Annotated in this window: 18 protein-coding genes; 16 read left to right on the forward strand and 2 right to left on the reverse strand. The window is 42.1% G+C overall.

All coding sequences use genetic code 11. The annotated features are described in order from the left end of the window. Positions 1-129 precede the first annotated feature (129 nt). The 5 genes from H8S07_RS05585 (at position 130) to H8S07_RS05605 (ending at position 3,697) form a co-directional block, all read left to right on the forward strand. Entirely contained in the window at positions 130-756 is a 627-nt protein-coding gene (locus H8S07_RS05585) for a cyclodeaminase/cyclohydrolase family protein (RefSeq protein ID WP_117537412.1), read from the forward strand. A 16-nt stretch (positions 757-772) separates the two neighbouring features. Then, positions 773-1,624, forward strand: a complete 852-nt coding sequence (locus H8S07_RS05590) for a bifunctional 5,10-methylenetetrahydrofolate dehydrogenase/5,10-methenyltetrahydrofolate cyclohydrolase (RefSeq protein ID WP_186855619.1) — start codon at positions 773-775, stop codon at positions 1,622-1,624. Between the two features lie 7 nt (positions 1,625-1,631). Next, entirely contained in the window at positions 1,632-1,871 is a 240-nt protein-coding gene (locus H8S07_RS05595; RefSeq protein WP_186855620.1) for an ECF transporter S component family protein, read from the forward strand. 143 nt (positions 1,872-2,014) lie between these two features. Then, positions 2,015-2,191 (forward strand): 30S ribosomal protein S21, encoded by a 177-nt coding sequence (gene rpsU, locus H8S07_RS05600; RefSeq protein ID WP_004054229.1) that lies wholly within the window; start codon positions 2,015-2,017, stop codon positions 2,189-2,191. A 264-nt stretch (positions 2,192-2,455) separates the two neighbouring features. Next, positions 2,456-3,697 carry an aspartate aminotransferase family protein gene (locus H8S07_RS05605; RefSeq protein ID WP_021859955.1) on the forward strand — a complete coding sequence of 414 codons (1,242 nt, stop codon included), beginning with the start codon at positions 2,456-2,458 and terminating at the stop codon, positions 3,695-3,697. On the opposite strand, the gene H8S07_RS05610 is transcribed toward H8S07_RS05605, so the two are convergent. Beyond that, the gene (locus tag H8S07_RS05610) at positions 3,694-4,272 is read right to left on the reverse strand and encodes a Maf family protein (RefSeq protein WP_021859954.1); all 579 of its coding nucleotides are present in this window, start codon (positions 4,270-4,272) and stop codon (positions 3,694-3,696) included. The two genes, H8S07_RS05605 and H8S07_RS05610, sit on opposite strands and share 4 nt — an antisense overlap. Positions 4,273-4,496: 224 nt before the next feature. Between H8S07_RS05610 and H8S07_RS05615 the strand changes: the two genes are divergently transcribed. From H8S07_RS05615 to H8S07_RS05665, 11 genes are all read left to right on the forward strand, one after another. Beyond that, positions 4,497-5,039, forward strand: coding sequence for a prolyl-tRNA synthetase associated domain-containing protein (locus H8S07_RS05615; RefSeq protein WP_186855621.1), 543 nt, complete (start codon positions 4,497-4,499; stop codon positions 5,037-5,039). Between the two features lie 14 nt (positions 5,040-5,053). After that, positions 5,054-5,767, forward strand: a complete 714-nt coding sequence (locus H8S07_RS05620) for a pentapeptide repeat-containing protein (protein WP_021859952.1) — start codon at positions 5,054-5,056, stop codon at positions 5,765-5,767. Positions 5,768-5,769: 2 nt separating this feature from the next. Beyond that, entirely contained in the window at positions 5,770-7,470 is a 1,701-nt protein-coding gene (locus H8S07_RS05625) for an ABC-ATPase domain-containing protein (protein ID WP_186855622.1), read from the forward strand. Then, positions 7,437-8,177 (forward strand): tRNA (N6-threonylcarbamoyladenosine(37)-N6)-methyltransferase TrmO, encoded by a 741-nt coding sequence (gene tsaA, locus H8S07_RS05630; RefSeq protein WP_021859950.1) that lies wholly within the window; start codon positions 7,437-7,439, stop codon positions 8,175-8,177. The genes H8S07_RS05625 and tsaA overlap by 34 nt, the downstream gene beginning before the upstream one ends. 81 nt (positions 8,178-8,258) lie before the next feature. After that, positions 8,259-8,771 carry a GNAT family N-acetyltransferase gene (locus tag H8S07_RS05635; RefSeq protein WP_186855623.1) on the forward strand — a complete coding sequence of 171 codons (513 nt, stop codon included), beginning with the start codon at positions 8,259-8,261 and terminating at the stop codon, positions 8,769-8,771. 108 nt (positions 8,772-8,879) lie between these two features. Then, on the forward strand, positions 8,880-9,179 hold the full coding sequence (locus H8S07_RS05640; RefSeq protein ID WP_021859948.1) for a metal-sensing transcriptional repressor: 300 nt from the start codon (positions 8,880-8,882) through the stop codon (positions 9,177-9,179). 19 nt (positions 9,180-9,198) lie between these two features. Further along, a complete protein-coding gene (locus H8S07_RS05645; RefSeq protein WP_186855624.1) occupies positions 9,199-11,775 on the forward strand; it encodes a heavy metal translocating P-type ATPase in 2,577 nt (858 codons plus the stop codon). A gap of 303 nt (positions 11,776-12,078) precedes the next feature. After that, positions 12,079-12,573, forward strand: a complete 495-nt coding sequence (infC, locus tag H8S07_RS05650; RefSeq protein ID WP_021859946.1) for a translation initiation factor IF-3 — start codon at positions 12,079-12,081, stop codon at positions 12,571-12,573. A gap of 34 nt (positions 12,574-12,607) precedes the next feature. Then, positions 12,608-12,805 (forward strand): 50S ribosomal protein L35, encoded by a 198-nt coding sequence (gene rpmI, locus H8S07_RS05655; protein WP_021859945.1) that lies wholly within the window; start codon positions 12,608-12,610, stop codon positions 12,803-12,805. A 33-nt stretch (positions 12,806-12,838) separates the two neighbouring features. After that, the gene (rplT, locus tag H8S07_RS05660) at positions 12,839-13,195 is read left to right on the forward strand and encodes a 50S ribosomal protein L20 (RefSeq protein WP_021859944.1); all 357 of its coding nucleotides are present in this window, start codon (positions 12,839-12,841) and stop codon (positions 13,193-13,195) included. A gap of 184 nt (positions 13,196-13,379) precedes the next feature. Further along, positions 13,380-13,916 carry a cysteine hydrolase family protein gene (locus tag H8S07_RS05665; protein ID WP_118660428.1) on the forward strand — a complete coding sequence of 179 codons (537 nt, stop codon included), beginning with the start codon at positions 13,380-13,382 and terminating at the stop codon, positions 13,914-13,916. An 18-nt stretch (positions 13,917-13,934) separates the two neighbouring features. Here the strand turns inward: H8S07_RS05665 and H8S07_RS05670 are convergent, their stop codons facing one another. Next, the gene (locus tag H8S07_RS05670) at positions 13,935-14,414 is read right to left on the reverse strand and encodes an S-ribosylhomocysteine lyase (RefSeq protein ID WP_117537279.1); all 480 of its coding nucleotides are present in this window, start codon (positions 14,412-14,414) and stop codon (positions 13,935-13,937) included. Positions 14,415-14,515: the final 101 nt, after the last annotated feature.

The raw sequence follows: 14,515 nt of genomic DNA on the forward strand, positions 1-14,515 counted from the left end.
AATAGAAGAAATTTAGTTGCAACAGACAGCACTTTAAAATATAATGAAAAAAGTGCCGAAAGCTGAATTTCCAATATCATCTTCCGGCTATTGGGGAAATGCATAAAAAGGCAGGAGGAATGAAGGATGATGCTGGAGAAGAAAACAACAGAATTTTTGAATGTTCTTTCTTCTTCTGCACCCGTTCCAGGCGGCGGAGGAGCTTCCGCCGCTGTTGGTGCTTTTGGGGCTGCACTTGGCATGATGGTTGCCAATCTGACAGTCGGAAAGAAAAAGTATGCGGATGTAGAAGCAGAAATGATTGAGATATGTGGAAGATTAGAGAAGATCAGAGATCGTCTTATTGTACTTACAGATGAGGATGCAAAAGCATTTGAACCATTGTCAAAAGCATATGGACTTCCGAAGAATACGCCGGAGGAGAAGGCGGAGAAAGAGCGGATCCTGGAGCAGGCTTTGTACGAGGCAAGTCTGACTCCGATGGAGATCATGAAAACAGTTCTGGAATCCATGAAACTTCTGGAGATACTGGGAGAGAAGGGCAGCCGCATCGCGATCAGTGATGTCGGTGTTGGAATCCTGTTTGCGCAGGCGGCACTGGAGGGTGCTTCACTGAATGTATTTATCAATACAGGTCTAATGAAGAACGCGGAACGTGCCTGCGAACTGAATGAAACTGCAAACCGGCTTATTGCTGAGGGGCAGGCATACAAAGAAAGAATTTATGCCGGTGTCTGTGTCCAGCTTAAAAGTTAATACGGAGGAGAAGGCTATGAGTACAGTAATGCTTGGAACAGAAGTGGCGAAGACCATGAAGGAAGAGCTGATTCGGGATGTGGAACTGTTAAAAGGAAAAGGAATCCATCCATGCCTTGCGATCATCCGTGTTGGCGCCAGAGGAGATGACCTTGCGTATGAAAGAAGCGCAAAAAAACGTATGGAAATGGTAGGAATTGACTGTAAGGTTGTAGAACTTCCGAAGACAATTTCACAGGAGAATTTCGAACGCGCATTTGCAGAAGTAAATGACGATCCGAAAGTAGATGGAATTTTATTATTCCGTCCATTGCCGGAAGGCCTGGATGAAGAACCGGTGAAGCTTATGATACATCCGGAGAAGGATGTGGACTGCATGAGTCCGTTCAACAGTGCGAGAATATTTTTAGGTGAGAATGAAGGACATGCACCATGCACAGCACAGGCTGTTATGGAGATGCTTCGTCATTTTCACATAGATCTGACAGGAAAGAAAGTGACGATCGTGGGTCGCAGTATGGTGGTTGGAAAACCATTGGCTATGATGATGTTAAAAGATCATGCAACGATCACGGTATGTCATACAAGAACAAAAGATCTGAAAGAAGAATGTAGGAACGCAGATATTGTCGTTGCCTGTGCAGGAAAAGCAAAATTTATTACTGCAGATATGATAAAAGAAGGAGCTGTTGTGGTGGATGTAGGAATTAACATTGACGAAAACGGTAATATGTGCGGTGATGTAGATTATGAGAAGGTAAAGGAGAAGGCTTCTTATATCAGCCCGGTTCCAAAAGGAGTGGGCAGTGTAACAACGTCCGTGCTTGCAAGCCACGTTATAAGAAGTGCAAAAAACAGAACAGAATGAAAAACAGATGGGATGGGAGAAAAAAAGCTGTATGCGTTTTGTTGTTGCAACAGCAGTAAGTAATCTGGTTACAGTGCTCTTTGTCTCAACGTATGCTTTGAGCATGCTGTACGAAACATCATTTACTGCGCTGTTCATAAGTCGGATACCACAATATATTGTGACAACCGGTGTGTGTGCAGTGATTGCATTCAGTTTGTATTACAGTGTAGTAACAATGATGATGAAACAGCATCAGATGGCATAAAAAATTGGAAAGTTTTCCCAAAGTTAAAGAAAAACATTGACGTAAAGAAAATATGTGCTATAATCTTATGTAGTGCAATAAAAATACCCGATCAGTCGTATGATGCACAATATAGGACTGGAGGGGAGGTTAGGTGTGAGACTATGTCAAATGTAATCGTTAAAGAAAACGAAACGTTAGATAGCGCTTTACGCAGATTTAAAAGAAACTGCGCAAAGGCTGGTATTCAGCAGGAGATTCGTAAGAGAGAGCATTACGAAAAACCAAGCGTAAGACGTAAGAAAAAATCAGAAGCTGCAAGAAAGCGCAAATATAACTAATATGTGCAAAGCAAGGATGCTGTATCAGATGATACAGTGTCCTTTTTTGTTATAACGACGAGGAAAATGCGACATGCTTGCATGGCAGCATTTGACGACCGTTAATCAGCGGATAAAACTCGCGAAGCGTGTTTTATCGCTGTACACAGAAAATTCTATTTTCTGTGTAACAAAAATATATCTTGAAAGATATATAAAAATGCTTCGCAGGATGCGCACCTGCGCGGAGCGGAAGATAAATTTATTATTAGGAGGAATGAGACAATGAGATTAAAAGATACAGGTTTATCAGCAAAGGAACTGAAAGCAATTGTCAACAAATACATGGTAGAAACTTACGAAAGATATGATTTTATCGCAGAACGTGCTGAAGGAATGTATATATATGACGAAGAGGGAAATGCATACCTTGATTTCTACGGCGGTGTTGCTGTAAACAGTGCAGGTAATAGAAATGCAAAAGTAGAAGCTGCAATCAAAGACCAGTTAGGTGACATTGTACATACATTTAACTATCCATATACAATCCCGCAGGCATTACTTGCAAAGAAAATCTGTGATACGATCGGAATGGATAAGATATTTTATCAAAACTCCGGAACAGAAGCAAATGAATGTATGATCAAGATGGCGAGAAAATATGGAACAGATAATTTCGGACCGGAAAGATATCATATCATCACAGCGAAAAATGGTTTCCACGGAAGAACTTACGGAGCAATGTCTGCAACCGGTCAGACAGACAATGCGATTCAGATGGGGTTCAAACCGATGCTTCCAGGATTTTCTTATGCAGAATATAACAATCTGGAAGATTTTGCATCCAAAGTTACAAAAAATACAATCGCGATCATGATCGAACCTGTACAGGGCGAGGGTGGTGTACATCCTGCAACACAGGAATTTATCGAAGGACTCCGCAAATTATGTGATGATAACGATATGTTACTTCTGTTTGATGAAGTACAGACCGGATGGGGACGTACCGGAGCGCCGATGGCATATATGGGATATGGCGTAAAACCGGATGCAGTGTCCATGGCAAAAGCAATGGGTGGCGGAATGCCGATCGGAGCATGCTGCGCAACAAAAAAAGTTGCAAAAGCATTTACAGCAGGAACACACGGATCTACTTATGGCGGACACGCACTTGCTTGCGCATCAGCATATGCAGCAGTCAGTGAAATCCTGGACAACGATCTGAGTGGAAATGCAAAAGAAATGGGAGAATATATGAAAGAACAGCTTGCAAAACTTCCACATGTAAAAGAAGCAAGAGGACGTGGACTTCTTGTTGGATGTGAGTATGATATACCGATCGCACTGGAAGTAAAACATGGCTGCCTGGACCGCATGGCACTGATCACAGCGATCGGAGACAGCGTTAACCGTATGATCCCGCCGCTTATTGTTACAAAGAAACAGATTGATGAACTGATGATCATTATGAAAGCTGCCATTGCAGACGCAGCAGAAAAATACGAAGAGCTGAAACTTGCAGGCTAAAATGCAAGTTTCAATTCCTGATACAGATGACCGATTGGAAGACCTACTACATTATTATAATCGCCATTGATAGATTTTACATGGATAGCAAAATCCCCCTGGATGCCGTAGGCACCCGCTTTATCCATTGGATCGCCGGTGGCGATATAAGACAGCAGATCTTCTCTCATAATCGGGTAGAATGTAACTTCTGTTTTTTCATAAAAAGTTCGTATTATTTTTCTGCCATTTTTCCAGATTAGAAGTGAAACACCTGTGTAGACCTGGTGGGTACGGTCGGCGAGCATAGAAAGCATATCCAATGCTTCCTGTTCATCGGCAGGTTTGCCAAGTATTTCATCTTTATAAGAAACAACAGTATCTGCTCCAATGACAGTAAAATCTTCGTCATGAATTTTGTGGTAAAGACTAAAAATATCTGCGGCTTTCTGATAAGCCAGTTCAGTAACAACATCAGCCGGTAATTCCTCGGTAATGACTTCTTCTTTGGAAGATGGCATGATTTCGAATGAAATGCCGGTTTTTCTGAGCAGTTCTTTTCTACGTGGAGAAGCAGAAGCTAAAATATATTTCATAAATAAAATTCCTTTCTTTGAAAATTCTTTCATATTATATCAGTTTTCCCTAAGAAAGTAAAAATCAATATTTTTTCTGTAGTTAATTACAGTACTGTTTGTATTTTCTGAAAAACCGAATGAAAAATGCTATTATATTATAAGAAAAATAGAAAGACCATATTGGAAGAAAAGCGTGTTGTGTTATAATAGCAAAATAGGAAACAGACAGGAGGAACATAGAAATGTATATCAGTGAAATTGTAACAACAGTACCGGAAAATGTCAGCGAGCGTGTGCCGCTGGAGCAGAAAGTGTATAAAGTATTTGACAAGCTTGGAATCCCATTTGAAAGAGTCGATAACGATCCGGCATCTTCCATGGAAGAGTGTAGGGATATCGGTAAAGTTCTTGGCGCACCGGTGCGGAAAGATGTGTTTTTGTGTAACCGGAAGAAGACTACATTTTTCCTTCTTGTAATGCCGGAGGAGAAAGACTTTGACGCGTCCTCATTCAGTAAAAAACTAGGCGTATCACATATGTCATTTGCTTCACCGGAGCATATGTGGGAGCATCTGGGAACAAAACCGGGATCTGCAAGTGTTGTCGGACTTTTGAATGATGAAGATGATTATGTACAGCTTATTCTTGATAAAGAGGTGGCTGAGGGCGAGTATTTTGTATGCAATACAGGAATCAATACGACGCATTTGAAGATTAAGACAGAAGATCTGGTGAAGAAATTTTTGCCGCATATTCATCACAGAGCTAAAATTGTTGATTTGTAAAAGGATGTGAGTATATGAATGACAGGATGCAGGAATTGAAATTATCCGACCTGAAAGAGAAGCTTGAAAACAGGAAATCGGGAGAACGGCTTGTATTTCGTGAAGTACAGCTGGAAAAAGGAGATTTAAGCGGAACGGATTTAAGTAATACGGATTTTACACTGTGTTCCTTTGATGGCGTGATGTTAAATAATGTAGATTTCCGCTATAGCAGTGTGGAGAATGCGTTGTTTGACGGATGCTCCATGCACGGTGCAAATTTTGAAAATGCAAATATGAGGACCGCATCTTTCCGGTTCTGCGATATGAGTGACTGCAATATAAAAGGCGCAAACCTCTATGGGGCTGTGTTGGAAAATGCAGATCTTACAAATATACAGTCGGACGAAGCGACACAGTGGTTCCGTCTGCGCTGCCCGGAGACGGGAGCATTTTTAGGATATAAGAAATGCATTAATGACCGGATGGTACAGCTTCTGATTCCGGCAGATGCACTTCGCACGTCAGCAACATTGCCGTCCTGCCGGTGCAACAAAGCCAAGGTCCTGACGATCAAGAGTTTCGATTTCAAAAAAAATTATGATGAGGCATGGTCTCTCGTAGATGAAAACTTTGAATATAAAAGAGGTGAGTGGGTGGAAGTAAAAGATTTTAACGAAGACCGGTGGATGGATTCCACAACCGGTATCCATTTCTGGATGACAAGAGAAGAAGCAGAGGCATATTAGAGATGAAAACAGCAGAAGAATTAAGAAATTTATTAGGACAGATCGATCGTAAGAGCTATCCGGCATACAAAAATCTGAAAGGCAGTTACCGGTTTTCAGGATATGTGCTTGGAATTGACCATGTGCAGGGTGATCCGTTTGCGGCACCGTCCAGAGTACATATAGAAGTTGAGGAGAAAACAGCAGGATTGCCAGAAAGACTGTATGATAAACAGTGGAAGAAGATGGCGCTTGAAGATGCGCTTATCCGTATATTTGCATCCGGGATCAGAAAATATTCGTTTCAGGCAAAAGGTTCCGGTAAAAGTGGTCTGATCCGTGTGACAAACTGCGGACAGGAAGTACTGGAGCGGACAGCCGCAGATATAAGGGAAGACGGAACCGTTATTCTACGGTTTGAAGTGGGCTTTCCGGCAAATGGAAGAACGGTAAATGCGAGAGAACTGGAGAAGATTTTTTTTCAATATCTGCCGTCTTGCGTGCAGGAGACACTTTATTATAAAAATTTGGATATAAGGAAACTTGAAAATGTTATGGAACTTTCGGAGGATCAGGAAGCAATCCGCAGACAGCTTAAGGAATATGGTCTGGTGGCTTTTGTGGCAGATGGCTCTGTACTGCCGAGAATGTCAGGTGTATCCCAAAAGCCGATGAAAGATGCAGTACCGTTTGTATCACCGGAATCTGTGAGAGTGACTTTAAAGCTTCCGTATTATGGTGAGATAAGCGGAATGGGAATCAGGCGCGGGATTACGTTGATCGTCGGCGGAGGCTATCATGGAAAATCTACGCTTCTGAAAGCACTGGAGATGGGGATTTATCCTCATATAGCCGGAGACGGAAGAGAATATGTGATCACAGATCCGGATGCTGTGAAGATTCGGGCAGAAGATGGAAGAAGTATTAAACATACAGATATTTCTATGTTTATAAGTGATCTTCCAAATCAGAAAGATACCGTCAGTTTTGATACGGAAGATGCCAGCGGCAGTACATCGCAGGCGGCAAATGTGATTGAAGCGATGGAAGCCGGAGCGAGTACATTTTTAATTGATGAAGATACCAGTGCAACAAATTTTATGGTGAGAGACGAGCTGATGCAGAAAGTGATTCACAAAGATATGGAACCAATCACACCATTTATAGAACGGATGCAGTATTTTTATAAGAAATTTGGTATCTCAACAGTACTTGTAGCAGGAAGTTCCGGGGCTTATTTTCAGGTGGCAGATGTGATCGTGCAGATGGACCGCTACCAGCCACGTGAGATCACGTCCAGAGCAAAAGAGGCAACAGCCGGATATCAGGGACTTCAGTTTTTAGAAAAAGAAATTCAGAAACCGATCATGAAAAGATGTCCAAAGAAAAATACAGGACTGGAGCACAGAGGAAGAATCAAATTAAAAACACTGGGAAAAGATGGTATTATGCTGGGATCAGAAACAATTGATCTGCGTTATGTAGAACAAGTGGCAGATGAAGAACAGCTTAACTGCTTGGGGTATCTTATGAGAGAACTGGAAACACATCGGATGAATGGGAAGACTTCCATTTGTGAACTGGTTGAATCTTTATACAGAGATATAGAAAGACAGGGGTTAAAGGATGTTCTTGGAGAGCGTGAGCTTCCAGGCAATCTGGCACTTCCGCGAAAAGAGGAACTCTGCGCATGTCTGAACCGTTACCGGGGGCTTCAGTTATGATGACAGAAAAGAGTATTCGGCCAATTGCATATATAGAAGGGGATTTCCCGGAAAAATTCGGAATCCCAAGGCAGAGTGGCCTTGTAAATACACAGGCAGAGATTCATTTCCTGCCGGAATACCGCAAGCCGGAAGCGTTCCGTGGACTGGAAGAGTATTCACATCTGTGGCTGATCTGGGATTTTTCAGAGGCAGAGGGTACAAACTGGCGTCCGACTGTCCGCCCGCCAAGGCTTGGAGGAAATCAGAGAGTCGGTGTATTTGCAACTAGATCCCCATTTCGTCCAAATGGAATGGGGTTATCCTGTGTAAAACTGACAACCATTGACTGGGAACATGAGGATGGACCGGTGCTAATCGTAAGCGGAGCAGATCTGATGAACGGGACACCAATTTATGATGTGAAACCATATTTACCACATATCGATGCGTATCCGGAAGCAGAAGCTGGATTTGCAGGACGAGTAAAAGAATACGGTCTGGGAGTATCAATCCCTCCTGAAATTGAAGAGTCACTATCTGAAGAAAAACGTGAAAAGATTCCGGCTTTAAAGGAAATACTTGCAGAAGATCCAAGACCGGCGTATCAGGAAAACCCGGAGAGGGTATATGGAATGAGCTTTGCAGGAATGGAAGTGCGTTTCCGGGTAGTGGATGGTGTTGCTGAAGTATGTGAAATTGAAGAGGATAGAAATGAAATGCAATGATTGCAAATAATAGCGGCAAATATTATTTCAAAGAATAAAAAATGAAAAGCAAAGAAAAATAAACAGAAATGGAGAAACAAAATGGAATTTAGAATTGCAAGAGAGAAAGATCTGGAACGTATGTGTGAGATTACCGCACAGGCAAAGGATGGACTTAAAAATCTTGGACTGGATCAGTGGCAGAAAGGATATCCATCGAGAGAAATCTGGGAGAATGATATTAAGAACCAATGTACTTACGTGGCAGAAGAAGATGGAATCATTCTTGGAATCTTTGCATTTCAGACAACACCGGACATATCTTATTATGAAATAGAAGGCGAGTGGATTAGTGCGGGACCGTATGCAGCAATGCACCGCGTATGTGTAGCAGAGGAAGCAAAAGGAAAAGGAGTGGCAGGAAAGATGTTTGCGCATGGGTTCCGTATGGCAGAAACACTTGGATTTTCAAGTGTGCGTATTGATACCCACCCGGGGAATATTCCGATGCAGAGAGCGCTTGGAAAAGCCGGATTTGAAAGATGCGGAGAGATCCATCTGGCAGGTGGACCGGAGAAAGGTGCACTCCGCATAGGTTTCGAAAAGATATTATAAAAAAATTCTGACATCCGTATCGAAAAAAAGATTCAGTAAGAATGAAAAACAATGGTTGAAATATACCTATACGGGGTATATAATATAGACCGGAAAGAGGTGAAGAATATGGAAGAAAAAACATGCTGTCACAAAACGAAAGAACGTTCGGAAAAAGAATACAAAGATTTGATCCACAGACTGAACCGTATTGAAGGGCAGGTAAGGGGAATCAAAAAGATGGTGGAGAACGATGTTTACTGTACCGATATTCTTGTACAGGTCTCAGCTGTGAATGCAGCACTTAATAGTTTCAACAAAGTGTTGCTTGCAAACCATATCCGAACCTGTGTAGCAGAAGATATCCGCAAAGGAAAAGAAGAGACAGTGGATGAACTGGTAGCTACACTTCAAAAACTGATGAAATAGTAAGAGAAGGATGATCAGAATGGAACAGTATAACGTTACGGGTATGAGCTGTGCAGCCTGCAGTACCCGTGTAGAAAAGGCTGTGTTGAAAGTAGACGGAGTGACATCCTGTTCTGTAAGTCTTTTGACAAACTCAATGGGAGTTGATGGAACAGCTACACCAGAGCAGATTATAGAGGCGGTAGAAAAGGCAGGATACGGAGCTTCTATGAAAGGAACGGAGAAATTAAAAGAAGTCCGGGATGAAGATTTCCTGAAGGATAAGATAACACCGGTTCTTAAGAAGAGACTGATTGCGTCATTTTGCTTTCTTGTGCCACTGTTGTATTTATCTATGGGCCATATGATGTGGAACTGGCCACTGCCGGGGTTCCTTAGCGGCAATCATGTAGCGATGGGACTTATCCAGATGCTATTTACAATCGTGATCATGGTGATCAATCAGAAGTTCTTTATCAGCGGCTTCAAAGGATTGATTCATCGTGCACCGAATATGGACACGTTGGTTGCACTTGGATCCGGCGCATCATTTGTATATAGTACGTATGCATTATTTGCGATGACAGATGCGCAGATGAAGGGCAATGCAGAACTTGTTTTATCCTATATGCATGAATTTTATTTTGAGTCAGCGGCAATGATCCTGACGCTTATTACAGTCGGCAAGATGCTTGAAGCAAGATCGAAAGGTAAAACAACCGATGCGCTGAAAGGACTTATGAAGCTTGCGCCGAAGAAGGCAGTCGTTCTTTGTCAGGGAAAAGAGGCAGAAGTAACAATTGATCAGGTGAAGATTGGTGATATCTTTGTTGTAAGACCGGGTGAGAATATTCCGGTAGATGGGACGGTTATAGAAGGAAGCAGTGCAGTGGATGAAGCGGCACTTACCGGAGAGAGTATTCCGGTGGACAAAACAGTTGGAGACAGTGTGTCGGCAGCTACCATGAACCAGTCCGGATTTTTAAAATGTGAAGCGACAAGAGTTGGAGAAGATACGACCTTATCACAGATTATTCAGATGGTCAGTGACGCAGCGGCTACAAAGGCGCCGATCGCCAAAGTCGCAGACCGGGTATCCGGCGTATTTGTGCCGGCAGTTATCGGGATTGCGACTGTAACAACTCTGATCTGGCTGATCGCCGGACAGACGATTGGTTTTGCACTGGCAAGAGGAATTGCAGTTCTTGTAATCAGCTGTCCGTGTGCGCTTGGACTGGCAACACCTGTTGCGATCATGGTTGGTAACGGAATGGGTGCAAAGCATGGAATAATGTTTAAGACAGCCGTTTCCCTGGAAGAGACAGGAAAGACAGAGATTGTCGCATTAGATAAGACAGGAACAATTACAAAGGGAGAACCGAAAGTAACGGATCTTGTTGCGGAAGATAATGTCAGTGAGGAAGAATTGCTCTTCACAGCGTATGTGCTGGAGCGAAAGAGTGAACATCCACTGGCGAGAGCAATCACATCGGCTGTAGAAAGTCTTGGCACAGAAGGTCTTGATGATCTTCCAGAAGTGGAAGATTTCCAGATCGCAGCTGGAAATGGTCTCTCCGGTATGTTAAACGGACAGAAGCTGGTTGGAGGCAGTTACCGGTATATCAGCGGTCTGGTTGAAATAAGTGAGGAAATGAAAGAACAGGCGCAGGAGCTTGCCGAAGATGGGAAGACGCCTTTGTTCTTCGCAAGAGAAGACAAATTGATGGGAATCATTGCCGTAGCGGATGTTATGAAAGAGGACAGTCCGCGTGCGATCCGTGAACTACAGAATATGGGTATCCATGTTGTCATGCTGACCGGTGATAATGAGCGGACAGCGAAAGCAATCGGAAAGCAGGCAGGCGTAGATGAAGTAATCGCAGGTGTGCTTCCGGACGGAAAAGAAGCAGTGATCTGTGATTTAAAGAAGCAGGGCAAGACAGCGATGGTCGGCGATGGTATCAATGACGCACCGGCACTGACAAGAGCAGATGTTGGTATCGCCATAGGTGCAGGTACAGATATTGCCATTGATGCAGCGGATGTTGTATTGATGAAGAGCCGCTTAAGTGATGTTCCGGCGGCGATTCGTTTAAGTCGCGCAACACTTCGGAATATTCATGAGAATCTGTTCTGGGCATTTTTCTACAATGTGATCGGAATCCCGCTGGCAGCAGGACTGTGGTATCCGATCTTTGGGTGGAAATTAAATCCAATGTTCGGCGCAGCAGCGATGAGTCTTTCAAGTTTCTGTGTTGTGAGCAATGCATTGCGTCTGAACTGGTTTAACATGTTGGATGCAAGCAAAGATAAAAAATTAAAAAAAGCTGCAAAAACCGGAACTGTAGAAATGGCAGATGAAGGATCAGCAATTAAAAATAATGAAAAGAAAGAGGAGGAAACAACAATGGAGAAAACAATGAAGATTGAAGGAATGATGTGTGGACACTGTGAGGCAGCAGTAAAAAAAGCGCTGGAAGCATTAGACGGCGTAGAAGAGGCAATTGTCAGCCACGAAGCAGGAACAGCAGTTGTAAAGATGAGCCACGAAGTTGCAGATGATGTACTTACAAAAGCAGTAGAAGACAAAGATTACAAAGTAGTCTCAGTCGGCTAATTAACAATTGCATTTGAGAAAAAAGAAGCTTATAATGTGGAAGAGGAACAGAAGATAAGAAAATTGATAAGAAAATTCAAGTTAACAGTTGACAGTAATATGAATTTATGGTAAATTATCTTTTGTGTGAAACAACAAAGAAGAGTATCCACTCTCACCATAGCACAATCGGGTGACTATTGGTTGATATTGAACATGAATCATTTTTAGATAGATTTGATTTTAATGTGACAGGAAAGTGGATAGTCTGAAAACTATTCACTTTTTATTTTATAATGGGGGTGCAGGAACATTAGCGATTTAATGATTAACGGACAGATTAGAGATAAGGAAGTTCGTGTGATAAGCGAAAGTGGAGAACAGCTTGGTATTATGTCATCCAAAGATGCCATGAAACTTGCGAGAGAGGCAGATCTTGATCTTGTAAAGATTGCTCCGAAGGCACAGCCGCCGGTATGTAAGATCATCGACTACGGTAAGTATAAGTATGAGCTGGCGAGAAAAGAAAAAGAAGCAAAGAAGAAGCAAAAAACTGTAGAGGTTAAGGAAGTACGCCTTTCACCGAATATTGATACGAATGACCTGAATACGAAGATGAACAATGCGAAGAAGTTCATCGGTAAAGGAAATAAAGTAAAAGTCACTTTACGTTTCCGTGGCCGTGAGATGGCGCATATGCAACAGAGTAAACACATTCTGGATGATTTTGCGCAGGCACTTGCTGATGTTGCTGTGATCGAGAAACCGGCAAAGCAGGAAGGCAGAAGTATGAGCATGGTTTTAACTGAAAAACGTTAAAAATACATTTATAAATCTAAGGAGGAATATTACAATGCCAAAAATTAAAACAAATAGAGCAGCTGCAAAGCGCTTCAAAAAAACAGGTACAGGAAAATTAAAAAGAAATAAAGCTTACAAGAGCCATATCTTAACTAAGAAATCTACAAAGAGAAAAAGAAATCTTAGAAAATCAATCATTACAGATGCAACTAATGTAAAGAACATGAAGAAAGTATTACCATATCTGTAAGATAGTGTAGAGAATAGAAGGAGGAGATAAGACATGGCAAGAATCAAAGGCGGATTAAACGCTAAAAAAAGACACAATAGAACTTTAAAATTAGCAAAAGGATACAGAGGAGCACGCTCTAAACAGTATAGAGTAGCAAAACAGTCTGTTATGAGAGCTCTTACATCTGCATACGCAGGAAGAAAACAGCGCAAACGTCAGATGCGTCAGTTATGGATCGCTCGTATCAACGCTGCAGCAAGAATGAATGGTCTTTCTTACAGCAAACTGATGCACGGTCTGAAACTTGCAAACATCGACATCAATAGAAAGATGCTTGCAGAGATGGCTGTTAATGACGCAGAAGGATTTACAGCACTTGCAGAAGCTGCAAAAGCAAAACTTGCTTAATTTTAGCAGAATATAGATAGAATATACAAAGCAGTTATTGGAAATTCCGGTAACTGCTTTTTGTAAATGCGATGAGGAAAATACATTCATGCGAGCATGATGTATTTGATAACCGCCCACAATATCAGAATAAGGTGGAAGGCGTTTCTGATAATTTGTATGGGAAACATTAAGGAGGCAGATCATGGATATATTAATTATTGTGGATATGCAGAATGACTTTATTGACGGTGCACTTGGAACGAAAGAAGCAAAAGCGATTGTACCAGATGTTGTAAAAAAAATTAAAGACTTTGACGGTGAAATTATTTATACGAGAGACACCCATGAAGAGAATTATCTGGATACACAGGAAGGCAGGAATCTTCCGGTAGCACATTGTATCCGTGGTACAAAAGGCTGGGAGATTTGCCCGCAGTTAGAGGCGCTTCGCAGTGAAAATGACATTGTGATCGATAAGCCGACATTTGGAAGCATGGAGCTGGGAGAACTGTTAAAGAAAAAAGATGAAGAGCTGCGTGGAAATGGCATGGATGGGATTACATCGATTACGCTTGTCGGACTTTGCACAGATATCTGTGTGATTTCAAATGCAATGATCAGCAAAGCCGCATTGCCGGAAGTGCCGGTATATGTTGACAAAGACTGTTGTGCCGGAGTGACAACAGACAGTCATGAGACAGCGCTGGCAGCTATGCGGATGTGCCAGATCAAATGCTAGAAGAATTATCTGTAAGAATTATTCCGGATAAACGAGACGATCATCGGTAATGTGATCCAGAACTTCTGTCAGATATTTCTTTGCGAGGTAATTTGCCATTGGAAGGTTCATATCCAGATAATTGCCGCAGTCTCTTGCCGCCGCACCAGGAACTTCATCGTTAAAATCTGCGATAAACCGGAACATTTCGCAGATGAGTGGAACGATTTCCTTAGAAGTAAGCTCTCCGGCAAGGATCAAATAGAATCCGGTACGGCATCCCATTGGTCCGAAATAAATAGTCTGATCTTTGTAAGTTGGATGATTGCGAAGAAATGTCGCACCGAGATGCTCGATCGTGTGAACTTCCGCTGTGTTCATAACTGGTTCTTTGTTCGGTGTTGTCATGCGAAGATCAAAAGTTGTGAGTGGGTTACCGTTTACATGATCGATACGCGATACATAGATACCCGGTTTTAATTTCAGATGATTAATTGTAAAACTTGTTACTTTTTCCATAATGTGAATATCCTCCTGTTTCAATGATTCTGTAAGAGTATAGCATTTTTATGGAAGAGTAGCAAATATTTTAAGACTTTTGCTTTTGACAGGATACAGAC

Origin of the sequence: Dorea hominis (genome assembly GCF_014287705.1) — a bacterium.
Classification (GTDB): domain Bacteria; phylum Bacillota; class Clostridia; order Lachnospirales; family Lachnospiraceae; genus Dorea_D; species Dorea_D hominis.

Excerpts from the sequence above, each read along its gene's own strand:
- H8S07_RS05585 (WP_117537412.1), top strand. The coding sequence starts at position 130 with ATGCTGGAGAAGAAAACAACAGAATTTTTGAATGTTCTTTCTTCTTCT.
- H8S07_RS05590 (WP_186855619.1), top strand. The coding sequence starts at position 773 with ATGAGTACAGTAATGCTTGGAACAGAAGTGGCGAAGACCATGAAGGAA.
- H8S07_RS05595 (WP_186855620.1), top strand. The coding sequence starts at position 1,632 with ATGGGATGGGAGAAAAAAAGCTGTATGCGTTTTGTTGTTGCAACAGCA.
- rpsU (WP_004054229.1), top strand. The coding sequence starts at position 2,015 with ATGTCAAATGTAATCGTTAAAGAAAACGAAACGTTAGATAGCGCTTTA.
- H8S07_RS05605 (WP_021859955.1), top strand. The coding sequence starts at position 2,456 with ATGAGATTAAAAGATACAGGTTTATCAGCAAAGGAACTGAAAGCAATT.
- H8S07_RS05610 (WP_021859954.1), bottom strand. The coding sequence starts at position 4,272 with ATGAAATATATTTTAGCTTCTGCTTCTCCACGTAGAAAAGAACTGCTC.
- H8S07_RS05615 (WP_186855621.1), top strand. The coding sequence starts at position 4,497 with ATGTATATCAGTGAAATTGTAACAACAGTACCGGAAAATGTCAGCGAG.
- H8S07_RS05620 (WP_021859952.1), top strand. The coding sequence starts at position 5,054 with ATGAATGACAGGATGCAGGAATTGAAATTATCCGACCTGAAAGAGAAG.
- H8S07_RS05625 (WP_186855622.1), top strand. The coding sequence starts at position 5,770 with ATGAAAACAGCAGAAGAATTAAGAAATTTATTAGGACAGATCGATCGT.
- tsaA (WP_021859950.1), top strand. The coding sequence starts at position 7,437 with ATGTCTGAACCGTTACCGGGGGCTTCAGTTATGATGACAGAAAAGAGT.
- H8S07_RS05635 (WP_186855623.1), top strand. The coding sequence starts at position 8,259 with ATGGAATTTAGAATTGCAAGAGAGAAAGATCTGGAACGTATGTGTGAG.
- H8S07_RS05640 (WP_021859948.1), top strand. The coding sequence starts at position 8,880 with ATGGAAGAAAAAACATGCTGTCACAAAACGAAAGAACGTTCGGAAAAA.
- H8S07_RS05645 (WP_186855624.1), top strand. The coding sequence starts at position 9,199 with ATGGAACAGTATAACGTTACGGGTATGAGCTGTGCAGCCTGCAGTACC.
- infC (WP_021859946.1), top strand. The coding sequence starts at position 12,079 with ATGATTAACGGACAGATTAGAGATAAGGAAGTTCGTGTGATAAGCGAA.
- rpmI (WP_021859945.1), top strand. The coding sequence starts at position 12,608 with ATGCCAAAAATTAAAACAAATAGAGCAGCTGCAAAGCGCTTCAAAAAA.
- rplT (WP_021859944.1), top strand. The coding sequence starts at position 12,839 with ATGGCAAGAATCAAAGGCGGATTAAACGCTAAAAAAAGACACAATAGA.
- H8S07_RS05665 (WP_118660428.1), top strand. The coding sequence starts at position 13,380 with ATGGATATATTAATTATTGTGGATATGCAGAATGACTTTATTGACGGT.
- H8S07_RS05670 (WP_117537279.1), bottom strand. The coding sequence starts at position 14,414 with ATGGAAAAAGTAACAAGTTTTACAATTAATCATCTGAAATTAAAACCG.